The 23,659-nt window shown below is 69.3% G+C and carries 20 protein-coding genes and 1 pseudogene; 12 read left to right on the top strand and 9 right to left on the bottom strand.

Features of this window, described 5'->3' with window-relative positions; all coding sequences use genetic code 11:
* The first annotated feature begins 64 nt into the window (after positions 1-64).
* Together GA0074694_RS18600 and GA0074694_RS18595 are read left to right on the top strand one after the other, a co-directional pair.
* Complete coding sequence (locus GA0074694_RS18600; protein WP_091463378.1) at positions 65-358, top strand: antibiotic biosynthesis monooxygenase family protein; 294 nt, start codon at positions 65-67, stop codon at positions 356-358.
* A gap of 96 nt (positions 359-454) precedes the next feature.
* Positions 455-1,219: an SDR family oxidoreductase gene (locus GA0074694_RS18595; RefSeq protein ID WP_091460125.1), complete on the top strand. Its 765-nt coding sequence runs from the start codon at positions 455-457 to the stop codon at positions 1,217-1,219.
* Between the two features lie 27 nt (positions 1,220-1,246).
* Here GA0074694_RS18595 and GA0074694_RS18590 read toward each other — a convergent pair whose 3' ends face one another.
* Both GA0074694_RS18590 and uvrB read right to left on the bottom strand, forming a co-directional pair.
* The gene (locus GA0074694_RS18590; RefSeq protein WP_091460122.1) at positions 1,247-2,113 is read right to left on the bottom strand and encodes a helix-turn-helix domain-containing protein; all 867 of its coding nucleotides are present in this window, start codon (positions 2,111-2,113) and stop codon (positions 1,247-1,249) included.
* A 180-nt stretch (positions 2,114-2,293) separates the two neighbouring features.
* On the bottom strand, positions 2,294-4,402 hold the full coding sequence (gene uvrB / locus GA0074694_RS18585; protein ID WP_091460119.1) for an excinuclease ABC subunit UvrB: 2,109 nt from the start codon (positions 4,400-4,402) through the stop codon (positions 2,294-2,296).
* Between the two features lie 296 nt (positions 4,403-4,698).
* Between uvrB and GA0074694_RS18580 the strand changes: the two genes are divergently transcribed.
* On the top strand, positions 4,699-6,246 hold the full coding sequence (locus tag GA0074694_RS18580) for a hypothetical protein (protein WP_091460117.1): 1,548 nt from the start codon (positions 4,699-4,701) through the stop codon (positions 6,244-6,246).
* Positions 6,247-6,301: 55 nt separating this feature from the next.
* Here the strand turns inward: GA0074694_RS18580 and coaE are convergent, their stop codons facing one another.
* Entirely contained in the window at positions 6,302-7,483 is a 1,182-nt protein-coding gene (gene coaE, locus GA0074694_RS18575; protein ID WP_091460114.1) for a dephospho-CoA kinase, read from the bottom strand.
* A 178-nt stretch (positions 7,484-7,661) separates the two neighbouring features.
* Positions 7,662-9,152 carry a 30S ribosomal protein S1 gene (gene rpsA / locus GA0074694_RS18570; protein WP_091460111.1) on the bottom strand — a complete coding sequence of 497 codons (1,491 nt, stop codon included), beginning with the start codon at positions 9,150-9,152 and terminating at the stop codon, positions 7,662-7,664.
* A gap of 347 nt (positions 9,153-9,499) precedes the next feature.
* Between rpsA and GA0074694_RS18565 the strand changes: the two are divergent.
* Positions 9,500-10,021, top strand: a pseudogene (locus tag GA0074694_RS18565) (class I SAM-dependent methyltransferase); the annotation flags it as partial.
* Between the two features lie 50 nt (positions 10,022-10,071).
* On the opposite strand, the gene GA0074694_RS18560 reads toward GA0074694_RS18565, so the two are convergent.
* Positions 10,072-10,914, bottom strand: coding sequence for an IS5 family transposase (locus GA0074694_RS18560; protein WP_091460097.1), 843 nt, complete (start codon positions 10,912-10,914; stop codon positions 10,072-10,074).
* A gap of 49 nt (positions 10,915-10,963) precedes the next feature.
* Between GA0074694_RS18560 and GA0074694_RS18555 the strand changes: the two genes are divergently transcribed.
* Together GA0074694_RS18555 and GA0074694_RS18550 are read left to right on the top strand one after the other, a co-directional pair.
* Positions 10,964-11,902 carry a recombinase family protein gene (locus GA0074694_RS18555; RefSeq protein ID WP_342670954.1) on the top strand — a complete coding sequence of 313 codons (939 nt, stop codon included), beginning with the start codon at positions 10,964-10,966 and terminating at the stop codon, positions 11,900-11,902.
* On the top strand, positions 11,899-12,426 hold the full coding sequence (locus GA0074694_RS18550) for a hypothetical protein (protein WP_091460104.1): 528 nt from the start codon (positions 11,899-11,901) through the stop codon (positions 12,424-12,426). Before GA0074694_RS18555 ends, GA0074694_RS18550 begins: the two co-directional genes overlap by 4 nt.
* A 212-nt stretch (positions 12,427-12,638) precedes the next feature.
* Here the strand turns inward: GA0074694_RS18550 and GA0074694_RS18545 are convergent, their stop codons facing one another.
* Positions 12,639-14,015: a replication initiator gene (locus GA0074694_RS18545; RefSeq protein ID WP_091460102.1), complete on the bottom strand. Its 1,377-nt coding sequence runs from the start codon at positions 14,013-14,015 to the stop codon at positions 12,639-12,641.
* Between the two features lie 268 nt (positions 14,016-14,283).
* Here GA0074694_RS18545 and GA0074694_RS18540 point away from each other — a divergent pair, with 268 nt between their 5' ends.
* The 5 genes from GA0074694_RS18540 (at position 14,284) to GA0074694_RS18525 (ending at position 19,098) form a co-directional block, all read left to right on the top strand.
* Complete coding sequence (locus GA0074694_RS18540; RefSeq protein ID WP_141714189.1) at positions 14,284-15,042, top strand: hypothetical protein; 759 nt, start codon at positions 14,284-14,286, stop codon at positions 15,040-15,042.
* 50 nt (positions 15,043-15,092) lie between these two features.
* Complete coding sequence (locus GA0074694_RS31765) at positions 15,093-15,509, top strand: hypothetical protein (RefSeq protein WP_176738002.1); 417 nt, start codon at positions 15,093-15,095, stop codon at positions 15,507-15,509.
* 240 nt (positions 15,510-15,749) lie between these two features.
* A complete protein-coding gene (locus tag GA0074694_RS18535; RefSeq protein WP_091456042.1) occupies positions 15,750-16,571 on the top strand; it encodes an HARBI1 family protein in 822 nt (273 codons plus the stop codon).
* Between the two features lie 55 nt (positions 16,572-16,626).
* A complete protein-coding gene (locus tag GA0074694_RS18530) occupies positions 16,627-17,469 on the top strand; it encodes an IS5 family transposase (protein ID WP_091460097.1) in 843 nt (280 codons plus the stop codon).
* 237 nt (positions 17,470-17,706) lie between these two features.
* Positions 17,707-19,098, top strand: coding sequence for a UDP-N-acetylmuramoyl-tripeptide--D-alanyl-D-alanine ligase (locus GA0074694_RS18525; protein ID WP_091460094.1), 1,392 nt, complete (start codon positions 17,707-17,709; stop codon positions 19,096-19,098).
* A gap of 13 nt (positions 19,099-19,111) precedes the next feature.
* Here the strand turns inward: GA0074694_RS18525 and murC are convergent, their stop codons facing one another.
* From murC to GA0074694_RS18510, 3 genes are all read right to left on the bottom strand, one after another.
* Positions 19,112-20,557, bottom strand: a complete 1,446-nt coding sequence (gene murC / locus GA0074694_RS18520) for a UDP-N-acetylmuramate--L-alanine ligase (RefSeq protein ID WP_091460091.1) — start codon at positions 20,555-20,557, stop codon at positions 19,112-19,114.
* A gap of 369 nt (positions 20,558-20,926) precedes the next feature.
* A complete protein-coding gene (locus tag GA0074694_RS18515) occupies positions 20,927-21,400 on the bottom strand; it encodes a helix-turn-helix domain-containing protein (RefSeq protein ID WP_091460089.1) in 474 nt (157 codons plus the stop codon).
* A complete protein-coding gene (locus GA0074694_RS18510) occupies positions 21,397-21,933 on the bottom strand; it encodes a hypothetical protein (RefSeq protein ID WP_141714187.1) in 537 nt (178 codons plus the stop codon). The genes GA0074694_RS18515 and GA0074694_RS18510 overlap by 4 nt, the downstream gene beginning before the upstream one ends.
* Before the next feature lie 806 nt (positions 21,934-22,739).
* Here GA0074694_RS18510 and GA0074694_RS18505 point away from each other — a divergent pair.
* Entirely contained in the window at positions 22,740-23,657 is a 918-nt protein-coding gene (locus GA0074694_RS18505; RefSeq protein ID WP_091463377.1) for a hypothetical protein, read from the top strand.
* The last annotated feature ends 2 nt before the right edge of the window (positions 23,658-23,659 follow it).

The raw sequence follows: 23,659 nt of genomic DNA, 5'->3' as shown, positions 1-23,659 counted from the left end.
GCCGGTGTCGGACGGGACCGCACCGCCGCTCGGGGCCGTCGAGCGGCATGGCAGGCTGCGGGGCATGGTGCTTGAGGTCGCGCTCATCGACGTACTGCCCGGACACGAGGACGCGTTCGCCTCCGCGTACGCCCAGGGCCACCCGATTCTCGCCAGCACGCCCGGCTGCCGCTCGGTGCGGATGACCCGGGGCGTCGAATCGCCGTCGCGGTTCGTGCTGCTCGTCGAGTGGGACTCCGTCGAGGCCCACGAACGCGAGTTCCGGGGCACCGAACGGTTCACGCAGTGGCGGGCCCTGATCGGGCCGCACTTCGCCAACCCTCCGCGGATCGAGCACTTCGTCGACGTACCGGCCTGACGGCGCCGCCCGGCGTCGACGAGGAGGTCCGGAGGGCGGGCCCGGGCAGCGAAAAGGCCATCGTGTCCGCCCGGCACCTGTGGTTGGCTCGCGGGCATGACCGAGCGCGTGGCCCTGGTGACCGGAGTCAGTCGGAGCATCGGCATCGGCGCGGCGGTCGCCCGGGCGCTCGCGACGACGGGTCACCGGCTCCTGCTCACCGGCCTGCCCCGCTACGACGACGCCCAGCCCTACGGCGGCGACCCGCAGGGCGTGCCGAACCTCCTCGCCGAGCTGGGCGGAGCGGCCCACCACGTCACCGCCGACCTGCTGGACCCGGCCACACCGGCCGCCCTGGTTGCCGAGACCGTCCGGCGGTACGGCCGGCTGGAAACGGTGGTGGCGGTGCACGCCTACTCCACCCGCACCTCGCTCGGCACGCTGGAGGCGGACGAGATCGACCGGCACCTGTTGGTCAACGTCCGGGCGACCCTGCTGCTGGCCGAGGCCTTCGCCGCCGCGTTCACCGGCGGTGACGGCGGTCGGTTGGTGCTGTTCTCGAGCGGCCAGCGGCTCGGCCCGATGCCGGACGAACTGGCGTACGCGGTGAGCAAGGCCGCCGTGGAGAACCTGACCACGCAGCTCGCGCCCCTGCTGATGCCCCGGGGAATCACGGTCAACTGCCTCAACCCCGGCCCCACTGACACCGGTTACGCCCCGCCCGAGGTGCACGCCGCGGTCGCCCGCCACTTCCCCGGCGGGCAGTGGGGCACGCCGGGGGACGCGGCGCGCCTGGTGGCCTTCCTCTGCTCACCCGAGGCCCGCTGGATCACCGGTCAGGTCATCGACTCGGAGGGCGGATTCCAGCGGCACGCCCGGTGACGTCGGGGACACGGCCCGGCTGCCGGCTCACTGGTCGGCCTCCTGTCTGGTGAGCAGCTCGATCGTGTCGGCGGCGGACAGGGCCGCGTCGAGCAGCCAGCCGGCGATCTGCTCGTAACGGCGGACGTCCGGCTCGGCGGTCAGCCGCAGGTCGGTGGTGAGCGCCTCCAGCACCACGGTGCGCGGGTCGGCCGGATCCGGAAAGGCGTAGCAGGAGAAGGGCGTCAGCGGGTGCATCACGCTCCCGGCCACCGGGACGCCCCGGGGCAGGACCCGGATCGTCACGTTCGTCCGCCGGGCCGCCGCCACCAGGTGCCGCGCCTGGTCCCGCCACACCGGGTCGGCGAGGCCGGCACCGGTGAGCACCGCCTCGTCGAGGACGGCGGTGTAGCGGGGCGCATCCGCCCGTTGCAGCACGTCCTGGCGGGCAGCCCGGGCCCGGGTGTCCGCCTCCACGTCGATCTCGGGGTCGATCAGCCGGCCGGCGGCCACCCGCAGCCGCGCGTACGCCCGGGTCTGGAGCAGCCCCGGCACCACCGCGGGCTGGTACTCGAAGATGGTGGCCGCCCCCGCCTCCAGCTCGGCGTAGGTGCGCTGCCGCTCCCCCATCTCACCGAGGGCCTTCCACCAGCTCCGGTTGGTCGCGGCGTCCCGGGCGATGACGATGAGCGCCTCCCGCTGCGCCACCGGGACCTCGTAGACGTCGAGCAGGTCGAAGACGTCGGCCAGGTCGGGGCGGCTCTGCCCCAGCTCGATCCGGGACAGCTTGGAGGTGGAAGCCCAGCCCAGCCGTTCGCAGACCTGCTCGAGGGTGAGCGCCGCCTGGCGACGAAGCTGGCGCAGCTCCGCGCCCAGGCGCGCCCGGCGGATAACGGGACTCGTTGGCAGCGGCATCCGGCCTCCCACCGTCGGAGACTACGGGCGGCGGAAACCCCACGCAATACCCTGCTCACAGAGAGCAACAAGCGGTGCCGGCGCGTCGCCTACGGTCCGGCGACCCGGGACGCGAACGGGGCTACGGCGGTCCGACGATCGGGACACCCTGCCCACCGACCGGTGAGCCGCCCCAGGACGTCACTTCACCCCGGCCGCGTCCATGCCCCGCAGCTCCTTCTTGAGTTCGGCGACCTCGTCCCGGATCCGGGCGGCCAGTTCGAACTGCAACTCCCGGGCAGCGGCGAGCATCTGGTCGTTGAGTTCCTGGATGAGCTGGGCGAGGTCGGCGCGGGCCATCCCCTCCCGGGACGGGCCGGCAGTCACCCGGGAGCGACTGCGGGTCTCCTTGACCGGGGCCTTGCCCCGGGAGAGCTGGCGGACCGCACCGCCCACCCGGTGGTCGGTCTCGGTGTCCTCCGCCTCGCGGTAGATGTCGTCCAGGATGTCGTGGATCTTCTTGCGCAGCGGTTCGGGGCTGATCCCGTGGGCATCGTTGTGCGCGACCTGCTTGGCCCGCCGCCGGTTGGTCTCGTCGATCGCCTCGGCCATCGACGGAGTGATCTTGTCGGCGTACATGTGCACCTGACCGGAGACGTTCCGGGCTGCCCGGCCGATGGTCTGGATCAGCGACCGGCCGCTGCGCAGGAAGCCCTCCTTGTCGGCGTCGAGGATCGCCACCAGGGAGACCTCGGGCAGGTCGAGACCCTCCCGGAGCAGGTTGATGCCGACCAGCACGTCGTAATCGCCCTTGCGCAGCTCGCTCAGCAGCTCCACCCGGCGCAGCGTGTCGACCTCGGAGTGCAGGTAGCGCACCCGGATGCCGTTCTCCAACAGGTAGTCGGAGAGATCCTCGGCCATCTTCTTGGTCAGCGTGGTGACCAGCACCCGCTCGTCGCGTTCGGTCCGCAGGCGGATCTCGTGCATCAGGTCGTCGATCTGCCCCTTGGTGGGCTTCACGACGACCTCCGGGTCGACCAGCCCGGTCGGACGGATCACCTGCTCGACGTACTCGCCCTGTGCCTGCTCCATCTCCCAGGGGCCCGGGGTGGCGGAGAGGAAGACCATCTGGCCCACCCGCTCCAGGAACTCGTCGAAACGCAGCGGCCGGTTGTCGGCCGCGCTGGGCAGCCGGAACCCGTGGTCGATCAGCATCCGCTTGCGGGAGGCGTCACCCTCGTACATGCCACCGATCTGCGGGATCGTCACGTGCGACTCGTCGACGACGGTGAGGAAGTCGTCCGGGAAGTAGTCGAGCAGGCAGTGCGGGGGGCTGCCGGGCAGCCGACCGTCGATGTGCATGGAGTAGTTCTCGATGCCGGAGCAGAAGCCGACCTGCCGCATCATCTCGAGGTCGTAGGTGGTGCGCATCCGCAGCCGCTGCGCTTCCAGCAGCTTCCCCTGCCGTTCCAGCTCGGCGAGGCGCTCGGCCAGCTCCGCCTCGATGTCGCGGACGGCCCGCTCCATCCGCTCCGCGCCGGTGGCGTAGTGCGAGGCCGGGAAGATCAACAGAGTGGGGATCTCCCGCACCACGTCGCCGGTGACCGGGTTGAGGTAGTAGAGCTTCTCCACCTCGTCACCGAAGAGCTCGATCCGCAGCGCCAACTCCTCGTACGCCGGGATGATCTCCAGGGTGTCGCCCCGGACCCGGAACGTGCCGCGCTGGAAGGCCATGTCGTTGCGGGTGTACTGGATCTCGACCAGTCGCCGCAGCAGTTGGTCGCGGTCGACCTCCTGCCCGACGGTGACCCGGACGGCCTGGTCGAGGTACTCCTCCGGGGTGCCCAGGCCGTAGATCGCCGAGACCGTGGCCACCACGATCACGTCCCGCCGGGTGAGCAGGGACATCGTGGCCGAGTGGCGCAGCCGCTCGACCTCCTCGTTGATCGAGGAGTCCTTCTCGATGTAGGTGTCGGTCTGCGGGATGTACGCCTCGGGCTGGTAGTAGTCGTAGTAGGAGACGAAGTACTCCACCGCGTTGTGCGGGAGCAGCTCGCTGAACTCCTTGGCCAGCTGGGCGCAGAGGGTCTTGTTGGGGGCGAGGACCAGCGTCGGCCGTTGCAGGCGCTCGACCAGCCAGGCCGTGGTGGCGCTCTTGCCGGTGCCGGTCGCGCCGAGCAGGACCGTGTTCCGGTCGCCCCGGCGGACACGCCGCTCCAGGTCGTCGATGGCGGCGGGCTGGTCGCCGGCCGGTTGGAAATCGCTGACGACCTGGAAACGTCCGTCGAGACGGGGGATGTCGAGCGCCATGACCCAACGGTACGCCGCGGGTGTGACACTCCGACCCGAACCCGGGACCCGCCCTGACCAGCTTCGATATTCTCGTTGTGGGCTACATCTCACCACGCTAGGGTGTGCTCCGTAGGCCGCTCGCGGCGGCCGACCGGGCCGGGCCCGGCCCTCGTCGGCCGACCCGCCCGGCGCAGGGGTCGCGGCACCCAGGTCGACCGGCGTGCGCCCCCGGTGCGGTCGCGCCGAGCGCGCAGACCGGCCGCCGCGAGCGCCCCTGCTCGTCACCCCAGCCCGGTCGGGGCGTTTCACCACTCGTGGAGACATCGCCCGAGCCGGGACCCGGACACGCGCCCGCCCCGGGCGACGCCGATCCGGCCGTCCGCAGCGACCCGGACGCCACCACCCGGACCGTCCGTCGAGGTCGGGACGCCACCACCCGGACCGCTCGTCGCGACCCGGGTGCCGACGGCCGGGCGGTCCGGTCCACGCGCCGGCGCCACACCCGCCTGGTCGGGCTCGGCGTCGTGGCGGCCGTCACCGCCTCGGCCCTGGTCGCCGGGCTGCTCACCTGGCAGCCCGACCCGCCCGCCCCGACCCGTGCGCTCACCGTCGCCGAGGCCGAACGGCTGGCCGCCGTCCGGGTCACGAACTACCGGGACGGACGGGCCGGGGTGCGGGCCACCGTCGGCCGGGGCGGCGACCGCGTCGAGGCGGTCGGCTGGGTCGACTGGACCCGGCCGTTGGTGTACCTCGACGTCGGCGGCCCGGGGGCCGGTCCGCTCCGCGGGCTGGTACAGGCGACCCCCGACCTCATGGCGGTCCGTCCCGACCCGGCCGCCGTGCTCACGCCGGCCGTCCCGCCACTGGTGCCCCCCGCCGACAACTGGCGGATCCGCGACCTGCCGGACCGCCCGCCGGTGGCCGCCCTCCTCGATCTGCTCCTGGCACTCGCCGCCGACCGGCCCGACCCGGTCGCGCGGTTGCCCGGTGCCCGCTGGGTGGCCCGGGACACCGTCGGCCGCAGCCCGGTGGACGTGTTCCGCATGGCGGACCTGCCGGTCCCGCCCGACTCCCCCGCCAGCGGCACGCCCACCCGACCCCCGCCCGACGACGGGTGGCGCTACTGGGTGGATCGGGACGCCCGACTGCACCGCCTGACGGCCCGGCTGCCCGACGCGGTACCGGTGACGCTGGACCTGGACCGGTCGCACCGCCCGCCGCTGCACCCGGTGGCCGCCCTCGGGGGAGCCCGGGGGCTGCCCCGGGACCTGACCGGGGAGGAGGCGGAGCGGCTGACCGCGATGCCGGCCCGGAACCGGGCCCTCGGAGGCACCGCGCTTACCCTGGCCGCCCCCACCGGCACCGGCGCGAACCTGCGGGGTGGTGGCTGGCTGGACTGGCGTGGACAGGTCGCCTACCTCGCCACGACCGACCTCGACGCGCCCGAGCAGCGCACCCTCACCCGCCACGACCGGTCGGGGGTGGCCCGGACACAGGTCCCGGTCGGGGACGAGGCCCCGGATGCCCGGCCGCCCCTGCCGCCACCCCGCGACGCCCGCTGGCAGCGGGGCCGAACGGGCCCGGGTGAGCTGGACCTGCTGGTCGGTTCGGCGTTGCGGGCCGGCCGGGAGCCGCCGGACCCGGACCGGGCCACCTGGCTGCGGCGGGACAACGCCGGCAGGCAACCGGTGGACGTCATCGAGGTGTACGGCGGACGACACGCGCTGCGGTACTGGCTCGACCGCTCCGGTGTCCTGCGCCGGCTGGAGTTACGGACCGGGACCGGCGCGTGGGCCCAACTGGACCTGGTGCAGGCGCCGGTACCCCGACTGCCCCCGGTCCCCCGCTCATCGACCCGCTGACCCCACCGTGCCGGCCGGAGGTGTCGCGCCCCGGGAGGCGACGCCGACCGTCCGGTCAGGGACCCCAGCCGGTACGGGCGGCCCATGCCTCGGCGCGGACCTGCTCCTCGTCGAACCATGGTTCCTTGGCCGTGGTGTACCCGACGTTGTCCGGGGCGGTTGCCGCCACGGCGCGCTTCATCGCCAGGTAGGCCGCCCGCTGTTCCGGGTCGGCCCGCAGGTGGTCGCGCATCAGCAGCGCGTACCGCCAGCCCGGTGAGCCGGCCTCACGAACATGCAGGTGGACCGGCCGACCGGGGTCGGCACTGCCGTGCAACCGCTTCGGCCAGGGCTTCCCACCCGGAGGGCGGGGGCTGTCCCACCACTCGCCGGGGAACCGGGGGAACCCGGCGGCGGCGAGCCGCTCGGCGACCACGCCGTCCGCCTCGTCCAGCGAGGACACGGCGAGCTGGACGTCGATGACGTCCTTGGCGGGCAGGCCCGGAACCGAGGTCGAGCCGATGTGGTCGATCCGGACGTCGGCGGGGCCCAACGCGTGCCGGATCCGGGCGGCGAGCCGGTCGTACTGCTCCGGCCAGGTCGGATCGGGCTCGGTGAGCCGGACCTGCCCTACCCGGACCACCCGGCGCCGGCGCAGGTTCTCCTCGTACGGCACGAGTCGCTCGTGCCAGAGCGCGTCCACCGCGGCGTGCAGGTCGTCGAGGGTGGCGTCGTTGGCGAGCACCACGTCGGCGACGACCCGGCGGCGGGCGTCGTCGGCCTGCGCGGCGATCCGCCGCTCGGCCTCCGCCCGGCTCATTCCCCGGTCCCGCGCCAGCCGGGCCAGCCGGATCTCCGGCGCCGTCCGCACCACCACCACCAGGTGGTACGTCGGGGCCAGCCCGACCTCGACCAGCAGCGGTACGTCGTTGACCACGATCGCCTCGGGCGACGCGGCGGCGGCCAGCTCGGCGGAACGGGCCCGCACGCGGGGGTGGGTGATCGCCTCCAGCCGACGGCGCGCCGCCTCGTCGCCGAAGACCAGTGCGCCGAGCGCCGGCCGGTCGAGGGAACCGTCGGGGGCGAGCACCCCTGCGCCGAAGGTGGCGACGATCTCGGCGAGCCCCTCGCTGCCCGGGGCGACCACCTCCCGGGCGATCCGGTCCGAATCGACGACCACCGCGCCGAGTCGCGCGAAACGCGCCGCCACCGCGCTCTTACCGGAACCGATGCCTCCGGTCAGGCCCACCTTCAACACCGCACCAGTGAACCCGATCGACCTCGTCCGGTCCAGGCGAGGTGGACCGACGACGAGGCGGCCCCGGGTCGGATCGGTCGGGTCGGTGGGGTCGGTCGGGTCGGTCGGTTCGGGAAAAGGGGAAGGCCCCGTCCGCCGTGGGGAGCCGGGGACGGGGCCTTCGGGTGGTGCCTGTGGATCACTTGCCGCCGGCGAGCTTCTCCCGCAGTGCGGCGAGCGCCTCGTCGGTGGCCAGCGTGCCGGACGGCTCCTCGGTCTGCCGGCTCGGGGCCGGGCTGGTCGAGGAGGTGGTGCCGGCGGTGACCGCAGGGGCCGGGTTGGCAGCGGCCTCGGCGTCGGCGGCCCGGGAGTTCTGCACCTGCTTGGTGTGCGCCTCCCAACGCTGACGAGCCTCGGCGTACTGGTTCTCCCAGGTCTCGCGCTGCTTGTCGTACCCCTCGAGCCACTCGCCCGTCTCCGGGTCGAAGCCCTCCGGGTAGATGTAGTTGCCCTCGGTGTCGTAGGTCGCCGCCATGCCGTAGAGGGTCGGGTCGAAGTGCTCCTCGCCCTCGACGAAGCCCTCGTTGGCCTGCTTGAGCGAGAGCGAGATCCGCCGACGCTCGAGGTCGATGTCGATGACCTTGACCATGACCTCGGAGCCGACCTGGACGACCTGCTCCGGGATCTCCACGTGGCGCTCGGCCAGCTCGGAGATGTGGACCAGACCCTCGATGCCGTCGTCCACCCGGACGAACGCACCGAACGGCACCAGCTTGGTGACCTTACCCGGCACGATCTGCTGGATCGCGTGGGTGCGGGCGAACTGACGCCACGGGTCCTCCTGGGTCGCCTTCAGCGACAGCGAGACCCGCTCACGGTCCAGGTCGACGTCGAGAACCTCGACCTCGACCTCCTGGCCCACCTCGACGACCTCGGACGGGTGGTCGATGTGCTTCCAGGACAGCTCGGAGACGTGCACCAGACCGTCCACGCCGCCGAGGTCGACGAACGCGCCGAAGTTGACGATCGAGGAGACGACGCCCTTGCGGACCTGCCCCTTCTGGAGCTTGTTGAGGAACTCGGTACGCACCTCGGACTGGGTCTGCTCGAGCCAGGCCCGGCGGGACAGGACCACGTTGTTGCGGTTCTTGTCCAGCTCGATGATCTTGGCCTCGAGCTCCCGGCCGACGTACGGCTGGAGGTCACGCACGCGACGCATCTCGACCAGGGAGGCGGGCAGGAAGCCACGCAGCCCGATGTCGAGGATGAGGCCGCCCTTGACCACCTCGATGACCGAGCCGCGGACGACACCGTCCTCGTCCTTGATCTTCTCGATCGTGCCCCAGGCCCGCTCGTACTGCGCCCGCTTCTTCGAGAGGATCAGACGCCCCTCCTTGTCCTCCTTCTGGAGGACGAGGGCCTCGATCTGGTCACCGACCGACACCACCTCGGCCGGGTCCACGTCGTGCTTGATCGACAACTCCCGAGAGGGGATGACACCCTCGGTCTTGTAGCCGATGTCGAGCAGGACCTCGTCCCGATCGACCTTGACGACGGTGCCTTCGACAATGTCGCCGTCATTGAAGTACTTGATGGTCTCGTCGATCGCGGCGAGGAAAGCTTCCTCGGAACCGAGATCGTCGTGGGTGACCCGGGTGGCGCTCGAGGGGGCCTCGATGCTGCTCGTCATGTGGGCGGTTGCTCCGGTCGGATGGTTTGTCACAGCAGGCTTGTGTCGCAGTGACCTGTTCGCGCCAGCGGATCCGCCTCCGGGCACACCGAACGATCGTCTACTGAGATCATGATGTGGCTCCGTTGACCGCGCGCCTGCTCCCTGCCGAGACACACGATCCGCGAGCGCATCGTCTAGCCTACCGGGTGCATTACCACAGCGTGCAAGCCCTCCCATCCTCTCCGGGGCGCGTCAGCTGCAAAAGCCGATGAATCGCCAGCAATCCCCCACTTCTGTAACAGGCGTCACACCCGTGGGTCGGCACCGACGACGGCCGCCCGGTGGGTGGGGCCTAGCGTGGGCGCGTGGACGACAACCGGGTACTGCGCCGCCGGGTCGGCGACGCCGAGGCGCGCCGGGCCAACCGCCGCTGGTGGGACACCGACGCCGACGACTACCAGGCCGAACACGGCCACTTCCTCGGCGAGGTGGATTTCGTCTGGTGCCCGGAGGGACTGCACGAGGCCGACGCCCGGCTGCTCGGCGACCTCGCCGGCCGGCGGATCCTGGAACTCGGCTGCGGGGCCGCCGCCGCCCGGTGGCTGGCCACCCAGGGGGCCAGGCCGGTCGCCCTCGACCTGTCCGCCGGCATGCTCCGGCACGCCGCCCAGTCCGCCGACCGCAGCGGGGTACGCGTCCCGCTGGTGCAGGCCGACGCGCTGGCCCTCCCCTTCGCCGACGCGGCCTTCGACACGGTCTGCACGGCGTTCGGCGCGATCCCGTTCGTGGCCGACTCGGCGGCGGTGATGCGCGAGGCGGCCCGGGTGCTACGCCCCGGGGGGCGGTGGGTCTTCTCGGTCACCCACCCGATCAGGTGGGTGATTTTGCTAGTATTGACATATGACGCTGTTAAGAGGTCGCGCAAATTAGGTGGGCTTCATGGCCGGCGGGTGGGGCGGGTGTCCCACCGGTACAAGATCCATGCGTGACGGATGAGGCTACGGATGGTGATGATGGCGTCGGCGAGGTCGAAGTAGGCGTTGACCACGTCTTCTTTAGGTTCGTAACAGCGTTGCAGCCGGTTGAAGGCGTTGTGCCAGGCGTTCGTGCGCTCGACGTGCCACCGCCGGGTGGCCTGGATTGGGGCTTTGACGCCCTTGCGGGCGATCTCGCCGGTCAGCCTGCGGGCGGTGAGCAGGTCGCGGGTTTTCTGGGAGTCGTACCCGGCGTCCAGGTGCACGGTGATGGTGGCGGGCAGCGGGCCGAGGTCGTCGAGCCGGTCCAGGGTGGATGCCAGCAGCGGGGAGTCGTGGCGGTGGGCGCCGGCCAGGACGCGACCCAGTGGGATGCCGCGGGCCTCGACCATGACCGAACGTTTCATGCCTTGCTTGCCGCGGTCGACCGGTGAACGGCCAGCGACCTCGCCACCGCCGGGCGCCTTGGTGATGCACCCATCGACGGCGAGGTCGTCCAGCAGCAGCCCGACGAGACGGTCGTAGGCGTTCAGCGCGATCGTCTTGAGCTGGGCGAACACGCCCAACTGGATCCACTCATCGCGGCGGTTGCGGATCGTGGTGGCCGAGCAGGTCGAGTCAGCGATGCCCTGGTAGGAGCAGCCGAAACGCAGCACCTGCAGCAACTTGTCGAACACGATCCGGTCGGCGACCCGCCGGCGGTGACAGCCCAGCGGATGGGTGGGGTCGGTAGCGGGACGGGGTGGCAGCAGCGCGGCGAACTGGTCCCACAAGGGGTCGCTCAGCCATGATGGGACAGCGGGCACAGGCGTTCCAGTGATCATTAGGCGTAGGAACCTTCATGATTACTGATGCCTGTGCCCGTCTCCTACCCGGCTCATCCCCGCTGACCTATCTGCGCGACCTCTAAGCAGCCAGGAGAGGCGAGCCGCGATCTGCCTCCGCCTTTCCGACGACCCGCACAAGGGCACGAGCCGCGAAGGGGAGGGCATCGCCCGGCAGGGTGAGGACTGCGAGGCCCACGCCGACTACAACAGGTGGCCGGTGGCGCACCGGCTCGTTGACAACGACAAGACCGCGCTCCGTCGGCGGCCCGGATTCGAGAAGCTGCTCAAGCTGATCGCGTCCGGTGAAATCAATGTGGTCATCGCCTGGTCCAGTGAGCGCCTTCTGAAGACCAAGACCGACGAGTATCGGTTCTACGAGACGTGTCTTGCCGCGCCTCAGCCGGTAGTCGTCTCCTACGCTCGCGGGATGACGTTCGACCTCTCGACACCGCAGGGGCGAAAGTTCTTCGACAACGCGGCAAGTGACGCCCGGTACGAGACGGAGTTGAAGTCGGAGCGCCAGAAGCGGGCGAGCCGCCAGCACGCCGAGAAGGGGCGACCGGCACCCGGTCCTCGGCCGTTCGGCTACGAGCCTGACCGTGTGACGCTACGCGAGAGTGAGGCCAAGGCGGCCAAGGCCGTCTACCGTGCGATTCTCGCCAAGAGCAACCTCGCGTCCCAGGTGCGCGCGCTGAACGATGCTGGACTGCGGACCGGCCAAGGGAACCTGTGGCGCACGGAGACGCTACGCAAGTGGCTTGTGAGCCCGCGCAACGCTGGCTTGCGGTCCCATCGCGGAGAGGTGGTCACCAAGGCCGCGTGGCCAGCTCTGGTGGACGAACCGACGTGGCGCGCTGTCAAGGCCATCTTGGAAAGCCCGGCGCGGAAGATGAAGACCGGCAAGTCCGCCATGGGCCTTCTCACCGGAATCGCCCGATGTGTCTGTGCGGCGAGTCAGTCAACATGAGCGGCCAGTCGAGGACGGGAGCCAAGAACTACACCTGCCGCACCGGCAAGCACGTCAGCCGGATGACGCAGCCGGTGGACGACCTGGTGAGCGATGTCGTGATCGGCCTAATCGAGCGTGATGGGGCTGATCTGCTCATCGACCACGACCGGCCCGATGTAGACGCTCTCCGCGAAGAGTTGGAGGCTTCGCGGGTCCTGCTCAAGCAGCTCGGCGTTGACTACGCGAAGAAGCGCATCCCGAGGTCAACGATGTTGGCTGGCATCGAGGCAGCCGAGGCGGACATTGCCGAGATCGAGGCGAAGTTGGCGGATGTGGGGCGAGTGGACATCCTTGGTCCGGCCGTCGCAGCCCCTGACGTACGCGCGTGGTGGTACTCACACGACGTGACCAACGACCAGCGCCGCCACATCATTGACACACTGATGGATGTGACGATCTTGCCGGCAGTACGGGGGCGGAAGGGGTTTGACCCGGGGACGGTAAAGATCGCTCCGAAGGACTCTTCGCGCAGGGCGGGCTGAACCACCGTGCGGCAGCATGGCGGGCTATCCGTCATGCTGCCGCACGGTCCGGTGACTGCACGAGTAGCGCTAGCGTCGAGCGTTGTTCCTCTGTCAGCGGTGGCCATCCGTCGAGGATTTTGCGTACGTGTTCAGCCTGGTCGGACCGCTGTTCTCTCCTGCAGGCGGGTGTTTGAACGCTGACGGCCCGCTCCGTGTTCGTCGATGCGGGTTCAAGGCTCATCGCGCTCACCACCTGTGCGCGCCTCGTGGGCGGCTTCGCGGGCGGTTTGGAGGTCGTCTGCGATGGCGTCGGCGAACATGGCTTGTCCGGGGGTGTGGCCGTTGCCGGTGTAGGTCCAGTGCTTGTCGGTGATGGTGTCGATGTCGTCGAGCGCTTCCTTCTGGTCGTTGTGGTCGCGGCGGTGCTGCTCACGTGCGGCGCGGAGGGCGGTGTAGCTGGTGGAGTAGGCGCGGCTCTTGCTGGCGATGTGTCCTCGGTAGCCGAGTTGGTGCGCCCAGCGCCGCAGGTTCAGCGCCTTGTATTCGGTCCGGCCGCCGAGGGTCCAGCAGGTGCGGATGAGGGTGCGGGCGTGGTCGGTGACGGGGAGGACGGAGATGGTGATGGCGTCGCGGATGGGCCGGTCAACGGTGATGCCGGCGACATCGGGCTTGGTGACGTACTTGGCGATGTAGGAGGCCACGGCCCGTTCGGTGAGATCGTCGTCGCTGCCGTTGCCGGGCAGGATGGGCCGGATGTCGAGCTGCGCGCCGAACCGCAGGATCGCGTCCAGGCCGGGCACGGCGAGGTGGACACGGCGGGTGGCGGTGCGGATGGTCTGGGTCAGGAGTGCGAGGGTGGCCCAGGCCGGGGGTGGGGTGTCGGGGGTGGGGCCGTCGAAGCGCATGACGGCGTGGAAGTGGATCGACCCACGCCGTTGGTACTCCGCGACTTTGGCGTAGGCGACGCGGACGGATTTTCGTGCGGCGGTGCGGGAGATGCCCCGACTGGTGGCGATGGCTTCGTACAGGTTGCGGTGTAGGCGTTGCCACAGGTCGCGGGTGTGGGCGTTCCAGAGGACGGCGGCGGGGTGGTCGTAGCAGTCGCCGCAGATCGGCGAGCCGGTGAGTGGGTTGTCGCTCGGGTGCCGGTCGAGGCACCACAGGGGCCGGCCGTGGGTGCAGACGAGGCCACGGCCGGGGCGGGGTGGCCGGCACGGGTGGTCGGCAATGTGCCGGTGGACGGGGCCGAAGCTGGGCGCGGTGAAGGTGACGAACACGCGCGGGTGCGCCCTCACGGTGTCGGGGATGCCCTTGCCTCCGGCGAGCCCTGACACGACGAGTTGATAGGTGTCGCCTTGGTGTAGCCGGGCGCAGGGTTCGCAGCGGGATTGGCGGCGGTTGCCGCAGGCGATGGTGAGTCGGCCGTGTGGCTGCTCCGCGCTGGTTAGGGCATGCACGAGGCGGCCGGTGGCGGCGTCCACGGTCAGGCTTTGGCCGACGAGGTGCACGGGGTGTTGGCAGCCGCCGATGTGGCGGATGCGGGCAAGCCACGCCCTGAAGTCGGGGTGAGTGGCGGTGGTCAGAATCTCGCGGTCGGTGAAAGTCAAGCCTTGCAGATCTCCACTTGGGTGGATGCTGTTCATGGGAATCCCCGTTCAAGCAATTCTGGCTCTGGTAATCGCTGAAGAATGTCGGAGCCCAACTCCGACAATCGATGTCCTTGTTTGCCGGCAAGCGCAGCGATAGCGTTCGATCAGGCACGGGGCGTCTGTCGAGTAAGGGCCCTGGACTCCTGTGTGCCCCATCCCCCATATCGAGGTGGACGGCGAGCGACCCAACGGTTATTGCCGAACGCCCCCTACGGAAGAAGAGGCGATGGTCAAACGGTTCGTAAGACTGCTACTCACCGCAGCACTGGTGATGGTCGGAGGGCTCAGCGCGAGCACCACTCCGGCAGTCGCAGGCTCCATTCCGACCACTACGACGAAGGCATACATCGGAGCCGTGACCGCATCCGGGGCCGACCAGTGCTCCAGTCCGGTTAGCGCACGGAAGGGCGCATGGGTCTGCCCGGACACGTCGAAGGTGCGGGCCGACGGTGGAACCTGCTCGGCGTTGGGGTGCTGGTACTACGTCGCGAACTACTGGGCCGAGTTCAGTGGCGATGGCATCTACGGCTACAACGGGACCACGCTGGGAAGTACCGAGTTCTTCATCGAAGTGCAGTTCAGCGGAGGCTCTTCCACGTCGAAGCCCTTCCAGTTCGAGTCGACGCGCGGCACGAAGCAGGTCCGGGCGTCGGGTGAGCGGCTGTACCTCAGCAGTGCCCATCCCGAGGGCTACCCCGTGAGTGGGGGGTCGACGCGGCGGACCTGGAGCGGTGGCCCGTATGGGGCCGGAGCCTTGGTGAACTGCTTCGGCTCCGGTGGCTACGTCGGCTATGAGAGCACCGTCGCTCATGCCGGCGTGGCTCATCAGTTCGACTGGACGGACCCGTCCAGTTCGTACCCGGGGCGCTGGTACACCTTCATCAAGAGCCCGAAGTTCCACCGCAACTCTGCCGGGGCGTACAACCTGGACGACCCGCCGCAGATGGGGAGCGCCTGGTACGGCTCGGGGTGGGATCCGTCCTGACGCGGCCAGGGCGAGCGGTGCCTGAGTAGCACCTGACGGTCGAGCCCCGCATGATCAACGTAAGTGATCACGCGGGGCTCGATCCGGTTCCGGGTTCGGATCGCAATCAGTCCGCTAGTATCCGCCGTATGGAGCAACCTCGCCGCCGCACGAACGCCTATTATCTTCCGCCAGAGATTCGTGACGAAGAAATCGCGCCCGCGCAGGTGATAACCGATCCCCGCCCCGGGCAAGGCACAGTCTATATACATAAATGCCGCAACCTGGAACGGGAGATTGTCTGGGCTGCAAAGTGGGTAGACGAGATGCCAGGTGGTCAGACGGCAGGGGTGGCGGGAATTGAAGGGACCCGCGAGGAGGTTCTGAGGTGGGCGAGGTCGCGTCCGGCAGCGGCCCTCGTTGTACCGGTTGAACGGGAACCGTACTGGATTCCGGCACCTGACAATGACGACGAGATTGATCTCTAAGAGGTCGCGCAAATAGGTCAGCGGGGATGAGCCGGGTAGGAGACGGGCACAGGCATCAGTAATCATGAAGGTTCCTACGCCTAATGAGCCTTTCCGCGTAACGGTGTGAGTGCGGCGCGTAGCGGCGTTGGTGGGCGGTGCGGACACGCCCGGACCCGTTGTGGTGCAAGGGAAAGACGCAGAGCCCCGGTATGAAGTGGTCCTTCCACAGATCAACTTCAGTAGGGGCCCTGCGTCGCCATGAGTGTCACATACACCGCCGAGCTGTCCGTGCGCGAGGAGACCGTGTTGTTCCTGTCCGGGCTTCTGCATGGGCAACGGCAGCGGCTCGGGACCCGTTCCGGGACGCGGTCGCTGAGCTGCTTCAAGCAGGCGATCCTGGTGATCCGCTGGTTCCTCGACGGCACTCGGGTCAAGCAGTTGGCCATCGACAACCAGGTCAGCTCGTCGACCGGCTACGCCTACCTGCACGAGGGCATCCGGGTCCTCGCCGCGCACGCGCCGGGCCTGGAATCGGTGCTGTTGGCGGCGAAGATGGCCGGCTACGCCCACGTGAACATCGACGGGACCCTGATCGAGACCGACCGGTGCCGCACACCGGGGCCGACGCCGGGAGTGGACCTCTGGTGGTCCGGCAAACACGACAACCACGGCGGTAACGTGCAGGTCATCACCGCCCCGGACGGGTGGCCGCTGTGGACCTCACCAGTGCGTCCCGGCCGGGAACATGACACGACCGCCCTGCGCGAACACGGCATCCTGCCCCTGCTGACCGCCTGGACCAACGACCAGCGGCGGGTTCTCGGCGACCTTGGCTACGAAGGCGAAGCCGACACGATCACGACCGCGTTCAAGAAGCCGCGCAACGGCACCTGCACCGACGTGCAGCAGCAGTTCAACAAGGCCCACAACGGTGTCCGCGCCATCGGCGAACGCGGAAACTCCCTGCTCAAGACCACCTTCAAAGCGCTGCGCAACGTCAGCCTGTGCCCGTGGAACATCGGCAGGATCACCGCGGCGGCCCTCGTGCTCCTGCACGTCGAGCACAACCGCACAACCTGATCACCCAACGCCACGACCCGTTACGCGGAAAGGCTCAATGATCACTGGAACGCCTGTGCCCGCTGTCCCATCATGGCTGAGCGACCCCTTGTGGGACCAGTTCGCCGCGCTGCTGCCACCCCGTCCCGCTACCGACCCCACCCATCCGCTGGGCTGTCACCGCCGGCGGGTCGCCGACCGGATCGTGTTCGACAAGTTGCTGCAGGTGCTGCGTTTCGGCTGCTCCTACCAGGGCATCGCTGACTCGACCTGCTCGGCCACCACGATCCGCAACCGCCGCGATGAGTGGATCCAGTTGGGCGTGTTCGCCCAGCTCAAGACGATCGCGCTGAACGCCTACGACCGTCTCGTCGGGCTGCTGCTGGACGACCTCGCCGTCGATGGGTGCATCACCAAGGCGCCCGGCGGTGGCGAGGTCGCTGGCCGTTCACCGGTCGACCGCGGCAAGCAAGGCATGAAACGTTCGGTCATGGTCGAGGCCCGCGGCATCCCACTGGGTCGCGTCCTGGCCGGCGCCCACCGCCACGACTCCCCGCTGCTGGCATCCACCCTGGACCGGCTCGACGACCTCGGCCCGCTGCCCGCCACCATCACCGTGCACCTGGACGCCGGGTACGACTCCCAGAAAACCCGCGACCTGCTCACCGCCCGCAGGCTGACCGGCGAGATCGCCCGCAAGGGCGTCAAAGCCCCAATCCAGGCCACCCGGCGGTGGCACGTCGAGCGCACGAACGCCTGGCACAACGCCTTCAACCGGCTGCAACGCTGTTACGAACCTAAAGAAGACGTGGTCAACGCCTACTTCGACCTCGCCGACGCCATCATCACCATCCGTAGCCTCATCCGTCACGCATGGATCTTGTACCGGTGGGACACCCGCCCCACCCGCCGGCCATGAAGCCCACCTAATTTGCGCGACCTCTAAATTACAGCTTGGCATAGCCCGACCCGCAGAAGTCAAAACCTTGAGATGGCGATCCGCCATCCGCGACCGGTCGCGGACCTCCACCCGAACGAATGACCGGCCGTGCAGTCGCCCGGCGAAGCCTGAGAAGGTCGAACACGGTCCAGCTAGCCGCGCCGATGCGCCGCACCCGCAGCCGACCCGGCGCGGTAGGTTCTTGTCGTGCTTCCGATGACCCTGCAAGAGATCACGGCCGTTGTCGGCGGAGCCGTCCACGACGCCCCCGATACGGTGACCGTGACGGCCCCGGTGGTGTTCGACAGCCGGCGCGTGGAGCCCGGCGGCATGTTCGTGGCACTGCCCGGTGAGCGCGTTGACGGGCACGACTACGCCGCCCAAGCCATCCAGGCCGGGGCAGCGGCGGTGTTGGCGTCTCGACCGGTCGGCCTCCCGGCGGTCGTCGTCGACGACATGCCCGGCGCATACGGGCGGCTGGCCCGCGCGGTCGTGGACCGACTCCCGCAGACCACGGTGATCGGCGTGACCGGCTCGGTGGGCAAGACATCAACCAAGGACATCCTGGCGCAGGTGCTCCCCGCGTTCGGCCCGACCGTCGCCAACCGAGCGTCGAACAACAACGAACTCGGGTTGCCCTACACCGTCACCCGTGCCACCGCAGACACCCGCTACCTCGTATTGGAGATGGGCGCTCGCGGGATCGGGCATGTGGCGTACCTGACCCGCATCGCCCCGCCCACGGTCAGTGTCGTCACCCGGGTCGGGCACGCGCACCTTGGCGAATTCGGGTCGGTGGAGAACATCGCCCAGGCCAAAGGCGAGATCGTGGAAGCACTCCCCGACGCGGGCGACGGTGGCCTAGCCGTCCTCAACGCCGACGACGAGTTGGTGACCGCCATGGCTGCCCGCACGGCCGCCCGGGTGCTCCGCTACGGCATCGAACAGCCGGCCGACGTACGCGCCGAGAACGTGACCGTGGACGAGCTGGGCCGCGCACGCTTCCGGCTCGTGCACCACGGCAAGTCCGCCGAGGTGCGGTTGCGGCTGTACGGGTTGCACCAGGCGTCCAACGCCCTGGCCGCCGCCACCGTCGCCCTCGGGCTGGGCCATCCGATCGAAGCGGTGGCCGACGCACTGTCGCTGGCGGAGGCGGTGTCACCGGGCCGGATGCAGGTCACCACCCGCCCCGACGGGGTGACGATCATCAACGACGCCTACAACGCCGCACCCGACGCCATGCGCGCCGCACTGCGGGCACTGCACGCCATGACCGGTGACGGCCGGCGAGCGGTGGCCGTGCTGGGTGAGATGGCCGAGCTGGGCGACCACGCCGCCGAGGTGCACCGGGAGATCGGGCAGCAGGTGGCCGAGATCGACGCGGGCTGGCTGGTCGCCATCGGCGGCACGGACGCCGAGCAGTATGCGGCCGGAGCCGCCGGCACCGCCACGGCAGTGGATCGGGCGGCCGACGTGGCCGAGGCATGGGAGCTACTACGCGACGGGTTACGGCCGGGGGATGTGGTGTTGGTCAAGGCAGCCAACAGCGCCGGACTCCTCGCGCTCGCAGACAAGCTGGTCGAGGAAACCGGCGCCGTCACCGCCTGACCCGAAACAGGGGTCAGGCGGACAGGGCGACCTCGGATCGGCTGCCCAGGCTGTCCAGGATGGCCGCACCGTAGCCGGTCACATCGCCGGTGCCCATCGTCAGCACCACGTCACCGCGGCCGGCCATCCGTGCGACCACCCGGCCCGCGTGGTCCGGGCCGAGCGGCATGCAGCACTGACCGTCCCGCAACCACGGCATGATCCCCGCCGCATCCGCCACGGGCCGCCCCACCGGCACAGCGCCGTGCACGTCGAGCAGCAGAACGTGATCGGCCTTGTCCGCCAGGACCCGGCCGATCCGCTCCCCGAATGCCAGAACGCGGGCGTGCCCGGACGGCTGGAACACCACGATGACCCGTCCCCGCGCCAGGGCCCGCGCGGCGTCCAGGTCGGCGGCGATCTCGTTCGGGTGGTCGGCGTAGGAGTCGATCAGCGTCACCCCGGCCCGCGTGTCCACGTGCTCGAACCGGCGGCGCACCCCGCCGAACGCGCACGCCGCCCCCGCCACGTCAGCCGGATCGGAGCCGAGAGCCACCGCGCACGCCACCGCCGCCGCCATGTTGTCTAGGTGGTGGGCGGCCGGAGTCGGCAGGGTCAGCCGTACCTCGGTGCCGTTCGGTACCCGCACCGTGGCCGAAGCGCTCCACCCCCGCGCCTGCACGTCCAGCAACCGAACGTCCGCCGCCCGGTCCCGCCCATACCGCAGCACCGTCAGATCAGGCCGCTCGTCGGCGATCACGTCGGCGGCCACCGTCGCGCCCACGCAGTCGGCGTTGACGATCAGGAACCTGTGCGGCGCGAGCCGGCAACCGAACCCGACGTAGGCGCGCATCACGTCGGCGTGGCTCGCGAAGTTCTCCGGATGATCGTCGGTGACGTTGGTGATCACCGCGAACGACGGGGTGAGGAAGTGGAACGACCGGTCCGATTCGTCTGCCTCCGCCACCAGCAGCCGCGACGTACCCAGGTGAGCGCCGGACCCAGGGCCGGTCAGGTCGGCCCCGATCAGGTACGTCGGGTCCTGCCCGAGGGTACGCAGGATGTGGGCGAGCATCGCCGTCGTGGTGGACTTGCCGTGCGAACCGGAGACGGCCACCAGCCGCCGCGACCCGGCCAGCCAGTCGAGAACCTGCGCCCGGTGCACGACCGGGGCTCCAGCGGCGCGGGCCGCAATCACCTCCGGCGCGTTCCGCGCGACGGTGGTGTAGACGACGCAGCTCGCCCCGTCGATGTGCGCGGCGTCGTGCCCCACCCGCACCCGCACGCCGGCCGTGCGCAGGCCCGCCAGGGCGGCCGAGTCGGTCACATCGCTGCCGCTTACCTGGTAGCCCAGCTCGGCCAACAGCCGAGCCAGGCCGGACATCGCACTCCCGCCGATCCCCACGAAGTGCGTACGGGACAGGTTGAGGCGGCCGGTGTACGCCTCGATCGTCGGGTTACCAGTGATCGTGTCGGTCATGGTGCCGTGTCTCCATTCTGGGTAAGAGCTGACGAGTTGGTGCCATGAGCTGACGTGCTAGAGGGATTCACTCCTTTCACTCGTGCGATTCCTTGCGCACGGCGGAGTTGGCCTCGGGTCACCAACTCGGCCGCGCGGGTCCAATCGATCTGCGTCGGCCAATCCACCGGCCCGAACCCCGCAGGCGACGGCATCGCGTCGCCACCAGAAGCCGGGACAGCACCAGCGGACGGCACCACTCCCGGACGGGGAACCTGCCGCTCTCGCTTCCGCGCGGTGCGACACCCCGGGCAGGCACACGGCCGACCACCCGGGAACCGACGTGACCGATGCGGGCGATGCCTCGGCCGGATCAGATCCGCATCGTCGTCATCCATGATCACTTCCGTTCATCGTCATGGATGCAGCGGACGGACTGCCGAGGGGTAGCGACGCGCCGGGCTCAGTGAACAGCCGTTGAAGATCAAGGCACACGCAGCCCGGGACCGGCTGCGCCAGCCGCTGCCGGATCAGCTCCGCCGCCTTTTGATCACGCAGCCGGCGCGACAACGCCTCCGTCCGCGCCCACCCCAACACCAACAGCTCACCCGCGCCCAACACGACATCACAGGCGGCCCAAAACTCCCGAAGAGTCACCTGCCGCCCCGTCTCCACATTGGCGACCGTGCTCCGGGACCACCGCACCTTCGTGGCAAGCTGATCCTGAGTGAGGCCAACACCTCTCCGCATTGCTGCCAACTGAGCCCCCAGCAGCCTGCGAGCGTCCGCCAACTCACCCGGCGTCACCAGGTCCACCGACACCCGATCCGAGGTCGAGCCCTCCGCAGACGCAAAACGGCTCACGGGGCCACCGCACCGAGCATCACAGAGGCATTGCCGGACGAGGCGGCGCTGACTGAATCGACGTCCGACACGTCGATCAAAACCCGTAGCGGACCAGCCATCACCGCGACGCAGCCGGGCCGCCCGTCGTGGCACATCAACCTGACCGCCGCGCCAGCGTTCACGCTGACCTGCACCGCCGCCGCGACGGCCGGCACTACCCGGAGCCCGCCGCCTGCCTCCCGGGGAGACGCGATTCCCCTACGGGTAGCCACGGGCACCGTGGCGCGAAGGTCGGCCGGCGCAGCGTCAGACGGACCGGTACTCCGGGCCGGCTCGACCCGGATCCCGTCCGGATCCTTGGCGTGCCCCTGGATGATGAAGAAGCCGAGTTCCGCATCCGTGGCCTTGCCCAGCACCGCCCGCAATCCCGTCCGGTAGTGCGCGGACGGCCACCGAGTAGTACCGCGTTCAAGAGTGCCGATGTAGCGGGCATGAACGGCAAACCGGCGTCCCGCGTGCTCGTACAAGTACGCGTTGACCGCCTCGGCCAACTCCTGCCGCGACATCGGCCGACCCGACCCCGAAGGGGACCGCAGCGCCAGCCGCGCCGCGCGCAGTAGATCGTTCGGTCCTGGTTGATACGCCACAATGAAAGTCCGTTTCCTGGTCGCCGCTGGTCAAGCGCCGTTCAAGCTGGGCCGGTCGAGCAAGCCGCGCGAGGCAGGACCGTTGCGAGTCCTACGACTCGCGCGGCATGCCGACCCTCACCCGCACGGAGTCAACAGTCACGAACGGGCGGGGAGACGAACTGCTGTAACTAGCCGATCGCTTATCGTTAGAACAGGATGCCGAGGGCTCGACCTTGCGCAACATGACAGAGGGCGGATGTCGATATGCGTCTCATGCATAAGCACAACCGGCACTCGGATGGGATCATCAAGTTGCACCGCATACCATCTAGGCTCGGCTGCCACACAAGGACGCCACGATGACAGCTACCCACGAGGCTCGCTATTGCCGCTGCGGCGTACGTCTTGCACGCGACAACACCAACGGGTGCTGCTCGCCCTGCTCGTCCTACAGCCGGCAACATCCAGGTGCAGCGCCGGAGGTTCCGGCCGACTTCTGGGATGAGATCGTCCTAGCCCAAGCACTTCACAGTCGGCACATGGGCCGGGTGATCCGGGCGTGGCGGACGCACCCCTACCACGGCCGCCATCCAATATCTCAAGATCAGGCCGCCTCCTGGATTGGCATGAGCCAAGCTCAGTTAAGCCGGGTGGAGAACGGTCCCCCCTTGGTCCACCTTGATCGCTTGGTGCAATGGGCGACGTTGCTACGCATACCGGAGAATCGGTTGTGGTTCGCTCTGCCGGCCACCAGCGGGGAGCTGGACGAGAAAGAGCGTGAAGTGAACCGTCGCCAGTTTTTCGCCTCGACGGCCGCCACTGCGGCCAGCGGCTTCCTCTGCGACCAATCGGTGTCCGCCCGTTTGATGGGCGACCACGAGGCCGTTGAGTGGCTCGCATGGCAACTTTGGCAGCACCGAACGAACGAACTGAACCCTTCTCAAATTCCGCAGTCTATTTCACTACGCCTCAACACGCATCCACACGTCATGCGGAACGCAAGCGGGTCATACCGATTTACAGACCCCGCGCTGACAGACGTGCTCGTCGCCCACCGAGTCTTCGGCGACATCGCGCAGGGCAGTGGACATCTCCTTGCTACCGCCCAGACCAGTCACGCTACCGATCTGACGATTAGCGCACTAGCGGCCGACAGCGAAGGAGCGCGGCGAGGGCTGACCGCATGGATGCGCACGGGGGCTACAGCGGTCCTGCGGGTCAACTCTGCCGGTATCCTCGCCAAGGTAGGAGCGGCCGGGTTGGGCGATGCCGCAATCTCGGCCATCCGCAGCGATCAAGACGCCCGCCACCTCTACCTCACGGCCGTTGCCAGCCGAGTCTTGGAACTGCCATGGGAGCGGGCAGCGCACCTGTCCGGCGTGACAACTCAAGCAGCAGGGCGGATTCTTGGCGAGAGCAACCACCCAAGAGAATGGGTATCGCAACGGCTCACCGCCGAGCTTGAGAATGGCCGCGACGCTGCCGCCCGATGGTGCAGCGCTGTACTGCTCGCCAGCTGCATAGATGTCGAGGACACTCGGACCCGATCTGCTCTCATGTCCGCTGTGCAGCACGAAGAGTGTCGTGAGAACCTGCGAGCATATGCGGCTGTACTGGCAGGAATTACCCCTCTAGCGATTGGATAGGA

Source organism: Micromonospora inyonensis (genome assembly GCF_900091415.1).
In the GTDB taxonomy this organism is placed as follows: Bacteria; Actinomycetota; Actinomycetes; order Mycobacteriales; family Micromonosporaceae; genus Micromonospora; species Micromonospora inyonensis.
Note: the sequence above shows the minus strand (reverse complement) of the source record. Positions and strands in the feature narration are given on the sequence as shown.